Here is a 17,679-nt window from a genome sequence, read left to right on the forward strand (position 1 = left end):
GGCCGTCTCAATCGCTCTTGCCCAGAGAGAAAGCAACTGCGGGCGCCCGCTTGCTCGCGAGCAAAGGGCGCTGTTGACAGGGAAGGAGTTGGTGAGGAGAACGGACCACACGTCAAGTCAGAGCCATGCCCAGTCTACAATCAGGTTCCTGCATTGGCAGACCCAGGGGGTGAGACAGGCATGGCGGCTAAAGCGCCTGTTCCAATACGAAGGCGAGCTATCTAGTATCTACGGAGCAAACCAAACCAGAGGACTCCGTCGCCTCTGGCTAGCTACCCTCTGGCGAGAGAAGTAAGAAAGCAGTAACCTGCCGGTATGATTGACCGATGGGGGCCAGATCGCTCAGCTCAAGGCCGGTCGGCGATTGAGCCTCGTTTCCAGGAAGGGGCAGGCCACGATGGGCAAGCTTGTCATGGTGATCGACGACTCATTGCCGGTGCGCAAGATCGTCGAGGTATGTTTGCGACGCCAGGGTATCGATTGCCTGACCTATGCTGATGGAGTGGAAGCCATCAGGACGCTTGCGCAGCAGCGCGATCTCCTCCCCGATCTTGTCCTCCTGGATATTGCCTTACCGCGCCTGAGTGGCTACCGTATTGCTCAGATCCTCAAGGCCCGTCGTCCTCGGCGCCCGGTCATCATCATCCTCTCCGGCTACGATGGCGTTCTAGACCGCCTCAAGGGGCGTCTGGCCGGAGCCAGCGCCTATCTCACCAAGCCCTTTCGGACCGAAGAACTCCTGGCACTGATCAAGACGCACCTGGCCGAGGCAGAGAGCGAGCATGGCGAATAAACGGGAGGGGAAGAGACCAGCGCCGGTGCAAGGCAGGAGAGACGGCGGGAGAGGCAGGAAGAGGCCTTCTCACCGGCGCTGGGTCCTCCTCGGGCGAGGAGCCTGGCAGGGCTGGGAGCCGCTTACGGGCAGCGACTCAACACTTCCTCAATGCGGACAATCTCCTCCTCCCCAAGCTCAGGGTAGCAGGGGATGGCCACCAGTAAGCGAGCAACCTCCCGCGCTCGCTCAGCGGCCACCATACGGCAAGGAAGCAAACCCTGGCGATAGGGTGGCTGATCAGGAACCACACTATAGGTATCGGCAACCTGGATGCCCGCCGCACGCAGGCGGGACTCCAGCAGGTGGCGGGCATCCAGCGTGGGCGCTTTCACCATGTAATTGAAGAAAGCATGACCGCGACCAGGCGCAGTATAGGGGGGCGTGAAAGAAGTGCCGGCCAGAGCAGCGTTATAGCGTGCTGCAATCTGTTGGCGGCGGCTCACCCAGCTATCGAGGTAGTGCAGCTGGGCCAGACACTCTGAGGCCGAGTACTCGTCCATCCGTGCGCGGATACCCCAGGTCTGATGCTCATAGCGATGCCGTCCGAGGCGGCCCGTATTGCGCCAGGCACGAGCCTCAGCGGAGAGAGCAGGCAGGCGGGAGCCGAGACGTCTAGTCAGCGTCAGCAGGCCCGCATCGCAGCCCAGCGAGCCGATATTTTTCACATCGCTCAGCGAAAAGCAGCCGCAGTCGCCCATGCTCCCCGCCTGGCAAATATGGTTCGTCAGGGGATCGCAGTAGGTTGCGCCGTGGGCCTGGGCGGCATCCTCGATGAGAAAAAGCTGGTGCTCATCAGCCAGATCGAGCAAGGGACGCATGTCAGCCATTTGACCCAACATATGAACCGCGATGATAGCCCGCGTGCGCTCGCTCAGGGCTTCCCTGACGCTGGCCGGATCGATCGTATAGGTCTGAGGATCGATATCTACAAAGACAGGAATCAGACCGCCTTTAGCCAGTCTGCCGCTCTGGGACTCAAAAGCAAAGGCATCGTTGACCGCATAGGCGGTCATAATAAACGTATAGGATGGGACAATGACCTCGGCTCCTGGGGGCAGGCGCAGCAATTCGCAGGCGGCCCGCAAGGCAGAGCTGCCGCTATTGACGGCGATCGCATCGGCCACCTGCAGATAGACCTTAAATGCCTCCTCCAGGGCCTGGACACGAGGCCCATTCGTATGACTGCCGCTCTCAGCTGCCTCCTCCACGACTTCGGCCACTTCCTGCTGGAGGGCGCTCAGTCGTCGCAGTAGACGGCGCCCATTGCCCTGAGCGGGAATCAAGGGCCGCGCCTCGCTCGGGGCAGAGGCGGCAGTAGCGTAAGAAGCTGACCGGCTCATAGCCATGCCTCCTTGCTGCGCGGTCTACAATACAGGCCGCGGTGGACGCAATAGTCACCGTGCTCAAGATGAGCACTTCTGTCGTAACGATAGCCTACCATGATCAGTTGACAGATGCCTGTGATTTCTCCCGGTCTCATGGTGAAAGGATGTCGATCTTACTGGATGTAAGGTGCGCTCCCAAGGCGCAGGTGTTTGAGCCACTGCGGGCAGAGGAGACTGACTTAGGGCAGGAAGCTATAGGCCTGATAGCGGAAGGCCGTCCAGGCTGGTGAGGATGTCTGGCTCAAGGAGACAGGGACAAGGCGCAGGTGAATGGCGCCTTTGCCCGCCGTCAACTGAGCCGGTAGCGGATAGTCTTCCTCGCGCCAGCAGCGACGAGGCGAGCCGGGTGGGCCGTGATTGGCTACGCCAGGACTGTACCAGATCCCGGCAAAAGCTCCATCGACGTAGACTGCGGCGCTCTGATTGGGGGCGCAGTAGTCAAAAAGGCGGCGCAGAAAAGCCCCGACGTTGTTAGCTGCCAGACGAAGGCTAAAAGAGAGCGACCCGCCCACCGCACTGACAATGCCACTGTGGACAGTATTCCCCTGTTGGTAGAGAGCAGCGGCGCGCAGCGCGTAGAAGCGTTCATCTGCCGCCTGGTAGCCATGTTGAAGACGGCTACTTGCCTGTGCGGGAAGCAGTGTATCGCTGAGGGTTGCCGTCTGGCGTGCTGTCCCGTACCAAAGCAGGAGCGCGCGATAAGGGTAAGGACTCTGATTGTGGCTGCCATGTCCCAGGCGGAAGACCAGATGGCGATTGAAGGGGATACTGTCCGCGACCAGGAAACGGTAGAGGGCGGCACCATCGCGCTCGCTCCCTGGGGGATTAGCGGGACCGCTGGGGAAACCACCCAGAGGCAGGCTGGTCTGCTGGCCGCCGTGCCAGTAGTCGCCGCCAAGCCCCCACTCTTCGGTCCCTGTGATCTCTATTTGGGGAGTCAGGCTATCATCGAGTGTAATCTCTGGATTGCCCTCCAGCGTCCCATCTGGGCGCCAGAAATTGATCACCGTTCCAACCAGCTTGCCGCTCCCGCGGACATCCAACAAGGTCAGAGCCTGGCCCTGGGGCGGATGGCTCACGCTGGTATAGGTAGCATGAAAGGTGCCCCACCAGGCGGGCGGATCAGGAAACGGCTCTAAAGCCACACTCCAGCCCACGGCAGTCAGCTCTTGAGGCGACTGTAGCATCAAGCGAGCGCTGCGGGAGAAAGGCATTGGCCAATAGAGATGGAAAGCCAGCAGCTGCTGATGGTTGCTGCCCTCACTCTCGATGGTTGCCAGCCAACTGGCAACCAGAGGGCGCTTTGTGGGCTGGTAGAGGCCGGCGCCATCGCCGGCAAGGAACTTCACCGGAGCGGCCACGGAGGGTTCTCGCTCGCCATCCCAGGCGATTGACAGCCAGCTTTTTCCAAAAGCGACCGCCTCCCTCAGCGGCACGCGAAAGGTCAATTCCCGTATCTGGGCGGGTCCTTGCAGTGTCAGCAAGGTCACGCGCTTTCGTGGCAGCAGGGTGAGCTGACCACTCTTCCATTGCCAGGGAGCCATCTCTGACAGCCCTGTAGCGTGAGTACTGACCAGCGCACTGGCCAGCTGGGCTCTCGTACTGGCAGAACACTGGGAGGGCGTGCTTCCCCAGGGCAGGCGCCGATAGAGCGCATAGAAATTTCCATTGGGGCGCGTGGTGCTCAGCGTCAGGCGCTGAGCAAAAGGAAGCGGCAGAGCGATAATGCTGCTGCCCTCGTCCTCGTCTACATTCAGGGAGAAAGGATATGGGAGGAGGCTGGCCACCGATGAGGTAGGTCGTTGCTGGCCCAAATCGCTGGCCGAGACCTTCAGCAGCTCGCCATCGCGGTTGAGCTGCCAGGGAGCACCGATCTTCTCCTGCATGCGGGCGAAGGTCAAGAGGCCGGGGCCGAGCGCATCGAAGAGCACACGGCCACCGCCGGGGAGCGCGCGCAAGTAATGAGAGGAATCGGCGTTGTTCCCGAAAAGATCGGCGGTGGACAAACCCAGGGCGCGATCGCCAATCTCCAGATAGGCCAGCTTATCCACAAAGCGATAGGCCGCCAGACCCAGATAGAGCGGGGGAGTGCGCCCTGGGGAGAGGGAGAGCGCAGTACAGCCGCTGGCGAGCGAGTCGAAGCCGTCCGTGGCCGATCTGCCAAGCAGCACCACCACCAGCGGTAGCAAGACAATGAGCAGCACCAGATGCAGCAGCAGGCGACCACGACTGGCTCTCTGATCCCAAGACGCACCAGGCCACTGCGCTCTCATCACAAAAGCCATCCTCTGTCTCTTCACTCCAGGCGGAGAACAGGCCACTGCTCTCCGCCCGCAAGTACCAGGTCAGCTCAGGCAAAACCTGGCCCCTCCCGTGCAGCCTGCCTTTTCCTCTCTGCCAAGGCCCTGAAAAGGACCTGAGCCGGACAAGACGGGCCTCGCCTGGTCTCGCACCTCAATCGATGACGGCAACCCTGGCAGACAGGGCTGGCCGAAGGAGGAGATAGCCGCAGGAGCAAGCGAGCTTTTTTCTCTTTCAGAAGCGTGTCTTCGTTTTAATCAAAGCTAGCTTGTTTGTAATCTGCTGCATCTATCCCTGCTTTGGAGGATAACGACTTCGGAGCAGGTTGTCAAGCAGCGAGCGGCGAAAGAGAGAGCCAAGGAGACGCCAACCGTCTCAGGTGGCGTCTCTCCTGCTCGACTGAGGATGATCAACGGTCTCCAAGAAGAAGAGATCGACTCAGGCCCGCAGCGAGCGCAAACGAGGGAGTGCATGGGCAGCCTGATGGCGAGCCTCACGAAGCCGCGAGCGGGCTTCCTTCAGCTTACTGGCAGGGATCACACGCGCTGGAAGCGCCGAGCGTCGGCGGCGTTGCTGGAACAGACGAATGAGCAAAGGCACGGCGATGATCAGGGCGAGTAGCGGCAGCAAGAGCACCGGGCTGGGAGCGCGGGGTGCCTCGGAGGGGCGACCTTCGACCATAGTGGCCAGCGAAGCCAGAATCTGGTCATAGATGCGCCGCAGCCCCAGAGGAGCAAAAATACGCTCGAAGAAACCGCCAAGGCCGCTGCCTCCTTCCCACATGGTGGCGATACGCACCTGCGTACGCTGCCCATCATCCAGCGGCGTGACCGTCCAGGTCGTGATCAGCGAAGAATCGAGGTCGCTCTCCGTCAGCGTCCGCCCCCGTACCGGCTCGCTCACCCGCATGCGGTAAGGGCGTTCCCGTCCACCGGCGCGCAGACGAAAGCTGACCACCGTGCCCTCGCCCTGAGCGCCCTGCTCAACGCGATAGTCCTGGAAATTCGCCGTCAGAATCTGCGGATGGCGGCCCTTATAATCGGCTAGAATCGCGTAAATCTCTTCTGGTCAACCTGAGATAACTTTTTCACTCTGAACAATGATACGACTCACAGCAATCCACTCCTTTCCTGATAGGCGTCCCTATCATAACGAGCATATATGCTGATCCGTCACTTTCCTTATCTGCTCTCAGTATGGACACGCGCTATGACAGATCAATGTATATATAGAAATCTAATGACAAGAGAAGACAGAAGGGGGCAAGGGCCTGCCAGCCGTTCAGAGGAGAGCAATCAGTCAAGCGCAAGATCGCTGATGATGATCGCGGTGACCCGGCCCCAGTTAAGGGACCGTAGGGGTCATCGCTGTAGCTGTAGGCAGGGGAGAGAGTGTCACTGAGGGTGTACTCCTGCTGGCGGGCTGCATAGCAGGGGAGGCCGTCGGCAGAGGTGAGGCTTTCAGACCGACGACCGTGGCTACGTGGATGCTAATCGAGCCGGGGTTATCCGGCAAACGGGAACCGTTCCCGCTGAGAGCGAGCGAGACACTCTGAACTCCTGGTTGCTGTCTGAGCAGAGCCAGCGCCTGATCTTTGGATTTCCCTTTAATCAGGGTTGCCAGTCGCTGGCGCTCTTGGGAGTCGAGGTGATAGGCCCAGATACCCGCGGCCTGCACCCGCAGCGTGATAAGGCTCTGCTGGTGCGGATCGAGGGTAGCCGACACGATGCTTGTGGCGATCTGGCCGGCCAGGCTGTAGCCTGGCCCTGGGTTGTGCGCTCCGTCGTTAGCGAGCAGACTGGCGGCAAGAAGGCGAGCCCCCACCTGGTCGTAGACCTCGCCGCTGCAGACGACAGTCACCGTCACTGTCACAGCTAACACACGATCGCCAGCCTGGTGATCAGCGCTCGTCAAGACTGGACACTGCATAGCGCCGACAAAATGCTCATTGGCTGTCGCTCGTGCCTGGAGATCGCGCTGGGCCGCTGCAATCAGGCTGGTCTGAAGCGCCATACTGGCCTGATCAATATCGCTTTGTTGCACATAGGTATAGGGCTGAGGATCGGCTCCGCCGCTAAAGGCCAGGGAATTTTGGACAGTGATGCCGTTGCCACAACAGGCAACAGCGTGGAAGGCGAAGGCTGGAAGGTTCCCCTGACTGCCTGGCTGCAAAGCATAGGCGGGAACGCTCGCACTCGACTCCACAGGGGGTGTAGCTGCTGGCAACGAAGCTGTCTGATCGGTTATGACCTGAACGCCGCGTTGGTCGCTCAAGATGGTGCCTTTCGGAATGCTTTGAGGTACGGGCAAAGCATTATAGAAAGTCAGGATACCCTCGGCTCGCGTTGCCGGAGTCAGGCCGTGCCCGCTAGCTGGCACCTCGCGGCTCTGGCGTAATTCGGATGAGGCCAGCAGGCGAGCGCTGATCTGGTGACGAGCGGCGTCAGCGGAGACGCCCGGTTGCCCGGTCAGGGTATAGATCTGCTTGAGAGTGCGCGTTTGGGGAACGATAGTGACGATAGCGGCGCTAGCTGCCCCGCCGAAGAACTGACTCAGGGGGATCAGAACGATACTGATCAGTAGGAGCAGTCCAATGACCAGGCCGAGCAGCAGCCAGCGCCGTCTATTAGCAAGCAAGCGGCTGGAAAGGCGGGTCTGGTGCCTAGACGGAGAGGGTGGCCGACCGCTCGTCACTGGCACCAGAGCATACGGAGCGCCGGCTGTCCTGTCATGAGCAGTTGGGGGGCCGCTAGCGGTAGAGGCGGCCTCGCTGTCGGGCGCTGCTGGCACTAAGCCTGGCAGGGTGCTGGCACGTGGCTCCTCGGGGGTGCTGCTGGCGGGCAGCGAGGCCGGCGCCGGCTCCTCGCTTGCGGCTGGGCTCTCGCCTGACGAAGGCTGGTAGAGCTGAGCTGTGGCGGCATAGTCTTCCAGCGAGGAAAAGACAGGAAAGCCTTGTTGGCGAGCGTAGTGAGCCACCTTCGAGCCAGATTGAGCAATAATGACCAGCTGGGTCCGCAGCTTGCGCTGCAGCTCATGCAACCCTTCGAAATCCACCTTGCGGTAGAAAGCCTTATTCTCCGCAGGCAGAAGCAGCAGCGTCTGCCTGCGCTCCAGCTTCTCCTGGGTCAAGATCGCTGTGAGCACCTGCTGGCGTCGATCATCGGGTCGCACCTCGATGATACTGATAGCCTGGCTGCGCAATACCCCTGATGGGGGCAGCTCACCACTGTGATGCTCTTTCATGGTCCGTGCCTCCTTGCTCTCTGCAAAGGCTGCCGCCGACTGGTGATAGGCCCACTGCCTGGATTATGGGCTTGGACGCTTGCTTTGTCAAGTAGCGAATAGAGCAAGCTCTTGATCGTTCCAGCGGAAATACGCCACACGCTCGATGTGGCCCTCAACGGCCAGAGCAGCGGTGTAAGCCGGTGCCGGCTCGATAGCCAGCAGCGACCAGCGCTGAGGAGCATCTGGCTCTTCGGCGCTGGCCAGTAGCCTGGCGGGAGAGTCAGGAGCCAGGGACACCTCAAAAGCGTCCAACGGCAGCGAAAGGCCCTGACCGCGCGCCTTGACATAAGCCTCTTTGCGGGTCCAGCAGCGGAAAAAGGCCGGCAGCTTCTCCTCATCTGTCAGACTGAGGAGCGCCTGATATTCCGCGGGCGCGAAGTAGCGAGCGGCGAGCTGCTCCAGCTCGGCCCCTGGCAGAGGGCGCAGATACTCCAGATCGATGCCGATGGCTCGTCCGTCTGCCACAGCATAGAGGGCGAGCGCTTCGGAGTGCGACAGATTGAATGTCAGCATCGACTGAAGGCTAGCTGGCTCAGAATCTAGCTCGGGCTTCCCCCAGGGATTGGTACGCAGGCGCAATTGCTGCGGAGGCTGCCCGAGATAGTGGCTCAGAATGAGGCGCAGGATCGCCCGTGCCGCCACGAACTGCTGGCGGGCCTGCGCCGAGCGAAAGCGCGCAGCATGTTCCTGTTCAGCGAGCGTCAGAACTGTGGCCAGCTCTGCCATTCTGGCGGCGGACAGAGCCAGCGAGGCGCACCAGATATGGACCTCGCCCTGGGCAAGACTCAGCTGAGCTGGTGCATATGGCCAGTCGGGCCAAGGGGGAATAGTGCTCATGCAGTGGCCTGGCTCTCCTTCTTTCGTTGGCAACGGAGCCGGGTGCCTGGCCCTGCTCCTTGGCAAAGGAAGGAGCTGGCAAGCACCCGCACATCTGTCTCTATTCATTACATAGGACGTGCCAGGTGAGGTCTCCTGTTGCAGCAACCCGGCTGAGCAGCAGGGACCACAACCAAAATCGTGGCTCTGTTCCAATGCCTTCCCCGGGACTTGACAGCAGCGGCAAAAAATGGTATAAATCCAGAAAAGCAACCCGTTCTAAGAGCGAAAGGCGTTGCGGGATGAGTAGCGGCCAGGCCGCATTCAGAGAGCGAACGGTCGGTGCAAGGTTCGTATGCTGGCAGGTCGCGAAGAAGGTCCCGAAGCCGCGAGAAGAAATCGTCCCGTCCGCTGAGGCGGGCGAGAGTAGACCTCTGCCGGAGGCCCCCGTTAACGGGCAGGAGTGCAGTCTCGTTCGAGATATCTTGTCTCCACTAAAGAGGGAAAAGCAGGGGATTGCACTCGCCGAGGTCGCTACCGTGAGGTAGCGGCGAATGAAGGTGGTACCGCGAGAGCCGCCATCTCTGTTGTGCTCTTCGTCCTTTCGAGGATGAAGAGTTTTTTTGTTGCTGCAGCCCATGACCTGCGGCGCTATCCGCTTACCACAGGCCCGCAAAGAAAACGGGCAGTAGCAGTAGCAGAAAAGAAGCAGGCGACTCAGAGTGAGAGCCGGCCAGTGGGGATCGGGTCACAAGTGCCGGTTACTGGTTCTCTACGGAGAGCCTGATAAGATAAACAAGCAAGCAGACAAATAGACGCAGTCACAGTCAAAGAAGGCGCTGAAGGGGACAGGTAGCGGTTCCTCCGATAGCCAGAGAGCGAGCGGTTGGTGGAAAGCTCGTCTATCGTGAACCGTGAGAAAGACCCTGGAGCCGCGAGAAGAAATCGTCCCGTCCGCTGAGGCGGGCGAGAGTAGACCTCTGCCGGAGGCCCCCGTTAACGGGCAAGAGCACGCTGGCGTGCTCGCTGAGGCCGGTGCGCAGGAGTGCCGGCGAATGAAGGTGGTACCGCGAGAGCTGTCAATTGCGATTGCTGACGCTCTTCGTCCTTCGCGAGAAGGGGCGAAGAGCGTTTTTGTTTGGCTGTAGCTGGTGAAAGACCCTGGCCTGCAATCAGGCTGCTAATCAGGAGGAACCGTCATGAGCAAACTGGTGGCCCTCTGTCCAGAGTGTGAGGCCGAGATCGATCTGCAGAACAGACTTGTCGGCGAAATCGTCTATTGTCCCGATTGTAATGCTGAGCTGGAGGTAACCAACCTGGAGCAGCCAGCGGTGGCGCTGGCGCCGCGTGTTGAAGAGGATTGGGGTGAATAGAGCATGAGGCTGGCAATTCTGACCTCGCGCATCCGCGTTGAGGAGAAGCTGCTCATCGAGGCTATGCGCCAGCGCAACATCGCCTTCGACCTGCTCAACGATGGCGAGCTGCTTCTTGATCTGGCGCGTCCCGATGAGCGCTGGTGCTCCTACGATGCCGTGCTTTGCCGCAGCGTGAGCCAGTCCCACGGCCTGGCGGTGGCTCAGGTGCTGGAGAGCTGGGGGGTGCACGTCTTCAATCGTCCAGCAACAACAGCGATTTGTAACGATAAGCTGCAAACCACCCTGGCCTTGCTGCGCGCTGGCATCCCCACGCCGCGCACGCTGCTGGCCTGCAGTGCCGAGAGTGCCCTGCGTGGCATCGAGGCCCTGGGCTATCCCGCCGTGATCAAGCCGACTACTGGCTCCTGGGGGCGGCTGCTAGCGCGTGTCAATGACCGCGACGCTGCTGAGGCTGTGCTGGAGCACCGCGAGACGCTCGGCTCCTATCAGCATCACCTGCACTATATCCAGGAATATGTGCAGAAGCCGCAGCGCGATATCCGGGCCTTTTTTGTAGGAGAGCGCACGATCTGCGCAATCTATCGTACAAGCGAGCACTGGATCACGAACACGGCCCGCGGGGCGCAGGCCAGCAATTGCCCAGTCACTCCGGAGCTTGATGCCCTCTGTGTCCGTGCAGCGCAGGCGGTTGGTGGAGGCATTCTAGCCATTGATCTCCTGGAAGACGAAGAGCGTGGCCTGCTGGTCAATGAAATCAATGCCACAATGGAGTTTCGCAATAGCATCGCTCCCACCGGGGTCGACATCCCTGGCGCGATGCTGGACTACATCGAGCAATGCGTGCTGCAAGGAGCGGAGCGATGAGTCAGGTGCGCGTAGCGATCGTTGGCGGCTCGGGCTACACAGCGGGCGAGCTGCTGCGTCTACTGCTCTTCCATCCCCAGGTGGAAATTGCCCAGGTAGCTTCCAGCAGTCACGCTGGTCAGTATGTGCAGAGCCTGCATCCCAATCTGCGCAAGCTCTGCGGCCTGCGCCTCTGCCATTATGATGACCTGTCGACGTGCGACGTCATCTTTCTCTGTATGCCGCATGGAACGGCGATGCAGGCTATCGAGCGTTACCGCACTCTGGCGCCAGTAGTCATCGATCTCTCAGCAGATTTTCGCCTGCGCTCGCCGGACCTCTATCTGCGCTGGTATGGAAAGGAGCATCCGCAGCCGGAGCTGTTAGCCCAGGCTGTCTATGGGCTGCCCGAGCTGCATCGGCAGCAACTACGCGAGGCGGCTCTCATCAGTGGGACGGGCTGTATGGCCACGGCGGCCATCCTTGGTCTGGCTCCGCTCTATCGGGCTGGCCTTGTTGACCAGAGGCTGCCCCTGGTAGTCGATGCGAAAGTTGGCTCTTCGGCGGCGGGTGCTACGCCGGGACCGGGGAGCCATCATCCTGACCGCAGTGGGGCGGTGCGCTCGTTCCAGCCGACCGGTCACCGCCATAGTGCCGAGCTGATCCAGGAGCTAGGTGCTCTGGCGGGCGTGAGTGGCTCCTGGCGGCAGACGCTGGCCTTCTCGGCGACCGCCGTGGAGCTGGTGCGCGGGGTGCTGGTTACGGCCCAGGTTTTCTTGAACACCGACCTTGATGAGAAGGCCATCTGGCGTCTCTATCGCGAGGCCTATCGGGAGGAGCCATTTATTCGCCTGGTCAAAGAGCGGAGCGGTGTCTATCGCTATCCAGAGCCGAAGATTCTGGCTGGCAGCAACTACTGTGACATAGGTTTTGAACTCGATACTGATCAGCGTCGCCTGGTGGTCATGGCTGCGCTGGACAACCTGGTGAAAGGGGCTGCCGGCAACGCTGTGCAGGCGCTCAACTGTCGCTTTGGCTGGGATGAGACTCTGGGGCTGACCTTCCCAGGGCTGCATCCGATCTGATCTGAATGCTGTTCTGTTCGGTGCGGTCAGGAGAGCAAGAGAAGAGGAGGCACGGGCCATGACTCTCGTTGTCAAGATTGGCGGTGGGGCCGGTATCGATGCGCTGCCGGTTGTTGAAGAGATTGCGCATCTGGTGAGGGAAGGCGAGCGGGTAGTGGTAGTACACGGCGGCTCTCAGCTCACGAATGAGCTGAGTGAGCGCCTGGGCCACCCCATGCAGGTCCTCACGGCTCCTAATGGAATGACCAGTCGCTATACCGATGCTGAGACCTTGCGTATTTATGCGATGGCGGTAGCTGGTCAGATCAACACGGAACTGGTGGCGCTCTTGCAGCGCTGCGGGGTCAATGCTGTGGGCCTGGCCGGCGTTGATGGTCAGCTACTGCGAGCGCGGCGCAAGACGGCCCTGCGGGCGGTGATGCCGGATGGCCGCGTGCGTGTGGTGCGCGATGACTATAGTGGACAGATCGAGCAAGTCAATGCCCCGTTGCTGCGCCTGCTCCTGGAGGCGGGCTATACACCGGTAGTGGCGCCGCTGGCCCTGGGCCTGGAGGGAGAGCGCTTGAATGTTGACGGGGACCGTGTGGCGGCGGCGGTCGCGGCGGCCCTGGGCGCGGAGACGCTGGCTATTCTGACGAACGTTCCGGGATTGCTACGCGATCTGGCCGATCCGAGCAGCGTGGTGCCTACGATCGTGGCCCACGAGCTGGAGCGCTATCTGCCCTATGCTCAGGGGCGCATGCGTAAGAAGTTACTTGGCGCTCAGGAGGCGCTGGCTGGTGGAGTGCGCCGCGTCTGCATTGGCTCTGGCTCACTGGCGACGGTCCTGGCGGGGACGGGAACAGTAATCGCCGCTTCCAGCTCCTGTGAAGCTGAGGCGGTCCCCTATCGTCAGCAGCCGGCACTCTCGGGGGAGGTGCGGCGATGAGTACGCTCAGCAGCGAGCTGGCTGCGTCCTGTGAGACGCTGATGGATCTGGAGCGGCTCCACACCAGCGGCGTCTACAACAAGCGGCCAGTGGAAATTGTGCGTGGCGAGGGGGCGCTGCTCTGGGATGCGCAGGGACGCTGCTACCTTGACTGCGCCGCCGGGCATGGAGTGGCGAACATCGGACATGGGCGGGCGGAGATTGCCGCGGCACTGGCAGCCCAGGCGCAGCGCTTGATCACCTGCCCCGAGAGTGTCTACAACGATGTTCGGGCCCGTCTACTGGAGCGCCTGGCGCAGCTCATGCCATCTGGACTACAGCGCTTCTTTCTCTGTAATAGCGGCGCGGAGGCTGTTGAGGGGGCGATCAAGTTTGCTCGTCTGGCGACCGGACGACCGGGCATCATTGCTACCCTGCGTGGCTTTCACGGACGCACGTTCGGTGCTCTCTCAGCCACCTGGGAACGCAGCTATCGTGAGCCGTTTGCTCCCCTGGTACCGGGCATCACACATGTACGCTATAACGATCTGGCAGCTCTGGAACGAGCGATTGACGATCAGACGGCGGCGGTGCTGATTGAGCTGGTCCAGGGTGAGGGTGGTGTACACGTTGCTGATCCGGCTTACGTGCGCGAACTGGCCAGGCTTTGCCAGGAGCGTGGAATCTTGCTGATCGTCGATGAGGTGCAGACGGGTTGTGGACGCACGGGGCGCTTCCTGGCCTGCGAGCATTACGAGCTAGAGCCTGATCTGCTCTGTCTGGCCAAGGGGATCGCTGGCGGGCTACCGATGGGAGTGGTCGCGCTTGGCGAGCGCGTGATTGCCAGCGGGCGTCTGACGCCGGGCACGCATGGCAGCACCTTCGGTGGCAATCCGCTGGTCTGTGCTGCGGCCCTGGAGACGCTCGATATCATCGAGCGCGAGGGGCTGGCTGAGAGAGCCGCGCATCTCGGTCAGCATGCTCTGGAACGTCTGAGGGCGCTGCAATCGCCGCTGATCCGCCAGGTACGTGGCCTGGGCCTCTTACTTGGCGTCGAACTGCGCACGCGGGTGCAGCCCTATCTCGAAGCGCTGCTAGAGCGTGGGGTATTGGCCCTGCCGGCAGGCCCCAACGTCATCCGCTTGCTGCCGCCGTTGGTCATCAGCGAAGAGCAGCTTGACCAGGCGCTCGACTGCCTGGCCGAGGTCTTGCTGCAAGCCGGCCAGCCAGGGCAGTCGGTAGTGACGGAGGCGACGGCAGAATCGCATCCTGCGGGATCAGCGGCCATCTCGGGAGGGGGATCTGCTGAACTGGGACCGGAGGTTGAACTGCTCTATCGCATGGTGAGCATTCCCAGTCTCTCCGGTCAGGAGCGTGCTCTTGCCACCTGGCTGGCCGAGTATCTGCCGCGCCTTGGGCTACAAACCACCCTTGACGAGGTCGGTAACCTGATCGCCACGGTGCCTGTGGCTTCGGAGGCCGCCCAACGAGCGCCGCTGGTGCTGCTTGGGCATATGGATACGGTACCGGGCGCCATCCCGGTGACCTTGCGCGAGGGCAGGCTTTACGGACGCGGGGCGGTGGATGCCAAGGGGCCGCTGGCGGCCTTCCTGGCGGCGGCGGCGCGCCTGGTGGGGAGTCGTCATCTGCAGCGCCCCATTGTAGTCATCGGGGCGGTCGAAGAAGAGGCGGCCACCTCACGTGGAGCGCGTGCCGTCGTGGAGCGCTATCGTCCCTATGCGTGCATTATCGGTGAGCCAAGCAGCAGCCGGGCGGTGACGCTCGGCTACAAAGGGCGACTGCTTGTTGACGGACGGGTGGTGCGTCCCTGTGGGCACAGCGCTGGACCGCGCCAGACGGCGGCGGAGGCAGCCGCGGCCTTCTGGGAGCGGGTCAGGCAGCATGCTGAGGAGTGGAATCGTGAGCACGGTGGCAGCTCACCTTTTGCGTCGCTGCAGCCGGTGCTGCGCGGCATCGAGAGCGACCAGGATGGCCTCCATGAGTGGGCGACGCTGCGCATCGGTTATCGCCTGCCGCTGGCCTGCTCGGCGCAGGAGCTGCGCGAGGAACTGCAGCATTGGGCAGCAGAGGCAGAGCTTGAGTTAGACTTCAGCGGCGAAGAAGCTGCCTTCCAGGCACCGCGCACAACCAGGCTGGTGCGCGCCTTTGTGCAGGCCATGAGGGCAATGGAAATCCAGCCTGCCTTTAAAGTCAAGACCGGTACCTCAGATATGAATGTCGTAGGGCCGGTCTGGGGACCTGAGATTGTGGCCTATGGTCCGGGAGATGCGCGCCTGGATCATACACCCGAGGAACACCTTGCCGTGGAGGAATATATGGAGGCCATTGCCATACTGGAGCGCGTGCTGACAAGCCTGGCTCAGGAGGTGGCAGGCGGAGAGGAGGGAGTGCAATGAGACGAGCGCTGCACATTCTCGATACGACCCTGAGAGAGGGCGAGCAGTTCGCTGGCGCCTTCTTCAATCTGGAGCAGCAGATTGCAATCGCCCGTATGCTGGATGCCTTCGGCGTCGACTTCATTGAGGTGCCCTCGCCGATCTCGGCGCCGCGCATCCGCGAAGCTATCGAGCACCTCTGTGCTCTGGGGCTGCGGGCGCGCATCGTGACCCATGTGCGCTGTGTTGAGGCAGACGTTGAGGCGGCTCTGGCGACCCCAGTGGCCGGCGTCAACCTCTTCTATGGCACCTCACCTGAACTGCGCTCTTATAGTCATGGTAAGCGTATCGAACGAATTATCGCCGACGCCGTGCCGCTAATTCAGCGCATTCGCCAGGCGGGGCGCTATGTGCGTTTCTCGGCTGAGGACGCCTTCCGCAGTGATCTGGTCGACCTGTTGACCGTCTTTGATGCCGTGGTAGAGGCCGGGGTGGGGCGCATCGGCCTGCCGGATTCGGTAGGGATTGCTACGCCACGCCAGGTCGAGCGTATCATTCGCCTCTGTGCCGAGCGCTATCCCCAGGTCGGGATCGAGTTTCATGGGCACAACGATAGTGGCTGCGCCATTGCCAACACCATTGCCGCCTATGAAGCCGGAGCGGATTGTCTGGATGTGACTGTCCTGGGCATCGGTGAGCGCAATGGCATTGCCTCGCTCAGTGGCCTGGTGGCGCAGCTCTACCTGCATTATCCCGAGACGTTGCAGCAGCGCGATTTAAGGCAGTTGGCCAATCTTGATGATTATGTAGCCCAATGTCTTCATCTCCCTATTCCTTTCAATAATCCGATTACAGCGCCGTATGCCTTCACTCATCGCGCGGGGGTGCACACGCGGGCCATTCTCAACAATCCACGAGCCTATGAAATCTTGAATCCGGCGGACTTTGGCCTGGAGCGCCGGGTAGACCTTGGTTCGCGCTTCACGGGAAGTCATGCTGTCGCTCATCGAGCCGCGGAGCTTGGGCTGCAGCTGAACGACGAGGAGGTACGCGAGCTGACCTGGTCGCTGAAAACGCGAGCCGAAGAGGGGCCGCTCTCGCCAGAGGCCGTTGACGCTTTTATTCGATCCTGGTATGAGGAGCAAAGGAGTACCGCATGGGAACGCTAGCTGAGGAGATCTTTAGCCATAAACTGGGCCGGCCAGTGAACGCCGGCGAGATCGTGATCGTCGACGTTGATCATGTTATGAGCCATGACACGACCTCGCCGCTGGCCATTCAGGCCTTTCGCAAGCTGACGGGCGAGCGTGGCGGGCGCGTCTTTGACTCGGCGCGTGCGCACATCGTGTTTGATCACATTGTCCCAGCGGCCACTGTGGCAGCAGCCACTCTGCAGCGTGATATCCGTGTCTTTGCCCGTGAGCAGGGCATTCAGATCCTGCAGGAGGGCATTTGTCACCAGGTGATGCCGGAGCGCGGCTTTGTGGCGCCGGGCGAGATTATTGTTGGGGCCGACAGCCACACCTGCACCTATGGCGCCCTTGGAGCCTTCGCCACCGGCATGGGGTCGACCGATATTGGCGTCGCCTATGCCACAGGGCGGAGCTGGTTCCGCGTGCCCGAGACCATTAATGTGCGCCTGACGGGGAAGTTGCAGCCCGGCGTCTATGTTAAAGATGTGACGCTGGAGCTGGTGCGGCGTATTGGGGTGGACGGCGCGAACTATCGTGCTCTGGAGTACAGCGGCCCGCTTGTCGAGTCTCTCTCGATCAGCGAGCGCTTCACGCTCTGCAACATGGCCATCGAAATGGGAGCCAAGACCGGGTTGGTGGCTCCTGATGCTACGACCGAGGCCTGGCTGCGCGGGCGTGTCAACCGCAGTTATCCCATGTTGCAGCCGCAGAATCCGCGTTATGAGCGCGTGGTCGAAGTCGATGTTTCCGATCTATCGCCGCTGATTGCCTGTCCGCCGGATGTCAATAATGTTGTACCAGTCGAGCAGGTAGAGCACATACGGATTGATCAGGTTTTCCTGGGCACCTGCACCAATGGCAGGCTCGACGACCTGGCGATCGCGGCCTCGATCCTGCGTGGGCGTACCATTCATCCCACTACGCGCATGGTCGTGATCCCCGCCTCGCGCGAGGTCTATCTAGAGGCGCTGCGTCTGGGCTACATTGAGACCTTTATCCAGGCTGGGGCCTCGGTTGGAACGCCGGGCTGTGGCCCCTGCATTGGTAGACACTTCGGCGTGCTTGGTCCCGGCGAGCGTGCTCTGACGACGATGAATCGCAATTTCACCGGGCGCATGGGTGATCCCACTGCCGAGATCTATCTAGGCAGTCCGGCCACGGTGGCAGCAACGGCCATCACCGGCCATATCACCGATCCGCGCCAGTTCCTTGCTTGAGTGGGTGATCAGGAGCTGGCGAGTGAGGGGAGACGAGATG

The 17,679-nt window shown here is 61.4% G+C and carries 13 protein-coding genes; 8 read left to right on the plus strand and 5 right to left on the minus strand.

Annotated features, from left to right (window positions below; translation table 11 throughout):
* Positions 1 to 397: 397 nt before the first annotated feature.
* On the plus strand, positions 398 to 793 hold the full coding sequence (locus tag N688_RS02865; protein ID WP_052887879.1) for a response regulator: 396 nt from the start codon (positions 398 to 400) through the stop codon (positions 791 to 793).
* Between the two features lie 122 nt (positions 794 to 915).
* Here N688_RS02865 and N688_RS02870 read toward each other — a convergent pair whose 3' ends face one another.
* The 5 genes from N688_RS02870 to N688_RS02890 all read right to left on the minus strand — a co-directional run bounded on the left by N688_RS02870 (position 916) and on the right by N688_RS02890 (position 8,643).
* A complete protein-coding gene (locus tag N688_RS02870; protein WP_052887880.1) occupies positions 916 to 2,175 on the minus strand; it encodes a DegT/DnrJ/EryC1/StrS family aminotransferase in 1,260 nt (419 codons plus the stop codon).
* Positions 2,176 to 2,399: 224 nt separating this feature from the next.
* Positions 2,400 to 4,505, minus strand: a complete 2,106-nt coding sequence (locus N688_RS02875) for a DUF2961 domain-containing protein (RefSeq protein WP_052887881.1) — start codon at positions 4,503 to 4,505, stop codon at positions 2,400 to 2,402.
* A 454-nt stretch (positions 4,506 to 4,959) separates the two neighbouring features.
* A complete protein-coding gene (locus tag N688_RS22145) occupies positions 4,960 to 5,580 on the minus strand; it encodes an SRPBCC family protein (protein ID WP_202901997.1) in 621 nt (206 codons plus the stop codon).
* A 285-nt stretch (positions 5,581 to 5,865) separates the two neighbouring features.
* Positions 5,866 to 7,764 (minus strand): baseplate J/gp47 family protein, encoded by a 1,899-nt coding sequence (locus tag N688_RS02885; protein ID WP_052887882.1) that lies wholly within the window; start codon positions 7,762 to 7,764, stop codon positions 5,866 to 5,868.
* Positions 7,765 to 7,851: 87 nt separating this feature from the next.
* Complete coding sequence (locus N688_RS02890) at positions 7,852 to 8,643, minus strand: 4'-phosphopantetheinyl transferase family protein (protein WP_052887883.1); 792 nt, start codon at positions 8,641 to 8,643, stop codon at positions 7,852 to 7,854.
* A gap of 1,178 nt (positions 8,644 to 9,821) precedes the next feature.
* On the opposite strand from N688_RS02890, the gene lysW reads away from it, so the two are divergent.
* Genes lysW through N688_RS02930 form a run of 7 tightly spaced genes read left to right on the plus strand, consistent with a single transcriptional unit; the run spans position 9,822 to position 17,639 of the window.
* The gene (lysW, locus tag N688_RS02900; protein WP_052887885.1) at positions 9,822 to 9,995 is read left to right on the plus strand and encodes a lysine biosynthesis protein LysW; all 174 of its coding nucleotides are present in this window, start codon (positions 9,822 to 9,824) and stop codon (positions 9,993 to 9,995) included.
* 3 nt (positions 9,996 to 9,998) lie between these two features.
* Positions 9,999 to 10,862 (plus strand): lysine biosynthesis protein LysX, encoded by an 864-nt coding sequence (lysX, locus tag N688_RS02905; protein ID WP_052887886.1) that lies wholly within the window; start codon positions 9,999 to 10,001, stop codon positions 10,860 to 10,862.
* On the plus strand, positions 10,859 to 11,926 hold the full coding sequence (gene argC / locus N688_RS02910; RefSeq protein ID WP_052887887.1) for an N-acetyl-gamma-glutamyl-phosphate reductase: 1,068 nt from the start codon (positions 10,859 to 10,861) through the stop codon (positions 11,924 to 11,926). Before lysX ends, argC begins: the two co-directional genes overlap by 4 nt.
* Positions 11,927 to 11,984: 58 nt before the next feature.
* On the plus strand, positions 11,985 to 12,854 hold the full coding sequence (locus N688_RS02915; RefSeq protein WP_081838448.1) for a [LysW]-aminoadipate kinase: 870 nt from the start codon (positions 11,985 to 11,987) through the stop codon (positions 12,852 to 12,854).
* Entirely contained in the window at positions 12,851 to 15,250 is a 2,400-nt protein-coding gene (locus tag N688_RS22150) for a [LysW]-lysine hydrolase (protein WP_081838449.1), read from the plus strand. The genes N688_RS02915 and N688_RS22150 overlap by 4 nt, the downstream gene beginning before the upstream one ends.
* Positions 15,247 to 16,398, plus strand: coding sequence for a LeuA family protein (locus tag N688_RS02925; RefSeq protein ID WP_052887888.1), 1,152 nt, complete (start codon positions 15,247 to 15,249; stop codon positions 16,396 to 16,398). Before N688_RS22150 ends, N688_RS02925 begins: the two co-directional genes overlap by 4 nt.
* Positions 16,386 to 17,639, plus strand: coding sequence for a 3-isopropylmalate dehydratase large subunit (locus tag N688_RS02930; protein ID WP_052887889.1), 1,254 nt, complete (start codon positions 16,386 to 16,388; stop codon positions 17,637 to 17,639). The genes N688_RS02925 and N688_RS02930 overlap by 13 nt, the downstream gene beginning before the upstream one ends.
* The last annotated feature ends 40 nt before the right edge of the window (positions 17,640 to 17,679 follow it).

Source organism: Thermogemmatispora carboxidivorans (assembly GCF_000702505.1).
Classification (GTDB): domain Bacteria; phylum Chloroflexota; class Ktedonobacteria; order Ktedonobacterales; family Ktedonobacteraceae; genus Thermogemmatispora; species Thermogemmatispora carboxidivorans.